This window comes from uncultured Lamprocystis sp., assembly GCF_903933125.1.
Lineage (GTDB): Bacteria > Pseudomonadota > Gammaproteobacteria > Chromatiales > Chromatiaceae > Thiodictyon.
In genome coordinates this window covers 1-2,885 of sequence record NZ_CAIZIZ010000568.1, presented here as the reverse complement: position 1 = coordinate 2,885, position 2,885 = coordinate 1, and the positions used below count along the sequence as shown (strand labels likewise).

Here is a 2,885-nt window from a genome sequence, read left to right as displayed (position 1 = left end):
TTAGCCGGTCCGGCGTGCAGGAACCACTGATTTTCTTTTAGATCTCGGGACTCGCCACCGGCTAAAGCCTCGACCTCCAGTTGCGGAGAGGCCGCCGCCGGCCGAAACGATGATCAAGGCCGACATCGGGCTGCTTGTACCCGAAATGAATTGCTTCTCCGACAACGACAACGATGGCATTACTCTTTTAACTTATTTCTGACTCGTTATCACGAAATAACATTTCTCGCCAAGAGATACAAAGATCACAAAGAGTTACTATTCCGATGCAAGCACGAACTTTGGTTAAGGTCGAAGCGGACGCGCCGGCGAAGCGTCTCGCCGTACTGATTGATGCCGATAATGCCCAGGCCGCGGTGATCGCGGGGCTGCTGGAAGAGGTTGCGCGCTTTGGCGAGGCCACCGTAAGGCGCATTTATGGCGATTTTACGTCACCGGGAAGCGCATCGTGGAAAAAGGTGCTCAACACCTTCTCCATTAAACCAGTTCAGCAGTTTGCCTATACCAGCGGGAAGAATGCCACTGATAATACGATGATTATCGATGCGATGGATCTGCTGTATACGCGGCGGTTCGAGGGTTCCTGGTGACACCGCTCCTGCGGTGTCACCCATGTGTTTGCCGCTTTGCGGCAGGGGCCGCCCCGGCGCGCAGAGCGCCCCAGAATACTGAGGTAACGAATCCATGCAAGCGATCACCTTTACGAAGGCCCATGCCGACCTCGCCCATACCATCACCCGGGTCTGCGTGGATCACGAACCCGTCATCATTACCGGCGAGTCCGACCAATCGGTCGTGATGGTATCCCTGGAGGACTACAGTGCCTTGGAGGAGACCGCCTATCTGTTGCGCAGTCCCAACAACGCCAGGCGTTTGCTGGATTCCATCGCCGAGTTGGAGCAGGGCGGTGGGGGCGAGCGGGACCTCGTCGAATGAAACTGGTGTTCTCCGAGCGCGCCTGGGAGGATTATCTGTACTGGCAGACACAGGACCGCAAGACGCTGAATCGGATCAATCAACTGATCCGTGACTGCCAACGCGATCCTTTCTCGGGTATCGGCAAACCCGAGGCGCTGAAGCACGCACTGGCAGGTTACTGGTCGCGACGGATTACTGATGAACACCGCTTGGTCTACAAGGTGACCGATGACGCGCTGCTGATCGCGCAGGCCCGCTTTCACTACTGAAGACCAGCGAGTCACGAATGAACGAAGCCCAAACGCGAGCCGAGCATATCGATCCCGTTCTCAAGGCAGCCGGTTGGGGCGTGGTCGAGGGGAGCCGGATTCTGCGCGAATACCCGATCACGCTCGGACGCCTCCAGGGCCAAGGTCGTCGCGCGATGCCTCTCAAAGCGGACTATGTGCTGGTGTACAGGAACCACAAGCTCGCGACCCTGGAGGCAAAGGCCTGGACGAAGCTGCTGACCGAGGGAGTCATGCAGACCAAGGACTACGCCGGCCGGCTGTGCGTGCGTTTCGCCTATTCGAGCAATGGACAGGGATTCTACGAGATCGATATGGAGACGGGCGCCGAGTGCGAGCGCACGGGGTTTCCGTCACCGGACGCACTGTGGGACCGGACCTTTGCGGCCCCGAACCGCTGGCGTGACCGGTTCGCGGCCGTGCCCTTCGACGACCGGGGCGGCTACTTCCAGAGCCGCTACTACCAGGACATCGCCGTCGAGCGGGTGCTGGCGGCGATCGTCGCTGGACGGCTGCGCATCCTACTCACGCGCGCGACCGGCACCGGCAAGACTTTCATCGCGTTCCAGATTGCCTGGACGCTCTTTCATAGCCGCTGGAACCTCGCCGACTGGGCGCGTGACGGGGAGCCGACCCGCCGGCCGCGCATCCTCTTCCTCGCCGACCGCAACATCCTGGCGAATCAAGCCTACAACGCTTTCTCGGCATTCCCCGAGGATGCCCTGGTGCGGATCGAGCCCGCGGACATCCGCCGCAAGGGGCGGGTGCCGAAGAACGGGAGCCTCTTCTTCACCATCTTCCAGACCTTCATGAGCGGGCCGCCGAAAGACGGGCAGCCGTCGCCCTGGTTCGGCGATTACCCGCCGGACTTCTTCGACTTCATCGTGGTCGACGAGTGTCACCGCGGCGGCGCGAACGACGAGGGCCAGTGGCGCGGCATCCTGGAGCATTTCGCGCCGGCCGTGCAGCTTGGGCTCACCGCGACCCCCAGGCGCAAGGAGAACGTCGATACCTACGCCTATTTCGGCGAGCCGGTCTTCACCTATTCGCTTAAGGAGGGGATCAACGACGGGTTCCTCACCCCCTTCCGCGTAAAGCAGATTGCGACCACGCTCGACGACTATGTCTATACGCCGGACGATACCGTGGTCGAGGGCGAGATCGAGGCGGGCAAGCGGTATGAGGAAAAAGACTTCAACCGGATCATTGAGATCCGCGAGCGCGAGCAGAAGCGCGTCGAGATCCTGCTGTCGCAGATCGACCCGCGCGAGAAGACGCTGGTGTTCTGTGCGAACCAGGCGCACGCGCTCGCCATCCGCGACCTCATCAATCAACTGAAGACGAGCCAGGACCCGAACTACTGCCACCGGGTAACCGCGAACGATGGCGCCCTGGGCGAGCAGCACCTGCGCGCCTTCCAGGACAACGAGAAGACGATCCCGACCATCCTCACCACCTCACAGAAGCTCTCGACCGGGGTGGATGCGCGTAACGTGCGCAATATCGCGCTGATGCGCCCGATCAATTCAATGGTGGAATTCAAGCTCGACTTTGGCCATTTTTGCCTGAGGCCGGGCGCTGTGCACGGGTGGGCTGGACCAGGGCCGGCGGCTCCTGCGGAGGTGGCGGCAGCGGGAGACCGGCGGTATCGTCTGAAGTCGACCAAAACACCAGCCGTCA

At 61.0% G+C, this 2,885-nt stretch carries 3 protein-coding genes and 1 pseudogene; all 4 read left to right on the top strand.

The features are described from left to right. Positions 1-266 precede the first annotated feature (266 nt). Positions 267-581: pseudogene (locus QZY03_RS30825) on the top strand (NYN domain-containing protein); the annotation flags it as partial. A 103-nt stretch (positions 582-684) separates the two neighbouring features. Beyond that, on the top strand, positions 685-936 hold the full coding sequence (locus QZY03_RS30820) for a type II toxin-antitoxin system prevent-host-death family antitoxin (RefSeq protein ID WP_295588035.1): 252 nt from the start codon (positions 685-687) through the stop codon (positions 934-936). Continuing rightward, the gene (locus tag QZY03_RS30815) at positions 933-1,187 is read left to right on the top strand and encodes a Txe/YoeB family addiction module toxin (RefSeq protein WP_295588033.1); all 255 of its coding nucleotides are present in this window, start codon (positions 933-935) and stop codon (positions 1,185-1,187) included. Before QZY03_RS30820 ends, QZY03_RS30815 begins: the two co-directional genes overlap by 4 nt. Positions 1,188-1,204: 17 nt before the next feature. Further along, the coding region (gene hsdR, locus QZY03_RS30810) for an EcoAI/FtnUII family type I restriction enzme subunit R (protein ID WP_295588031.1) at positions 1,205-2,885 on the top strand (1,681 nt) is incomplete at its 3' end.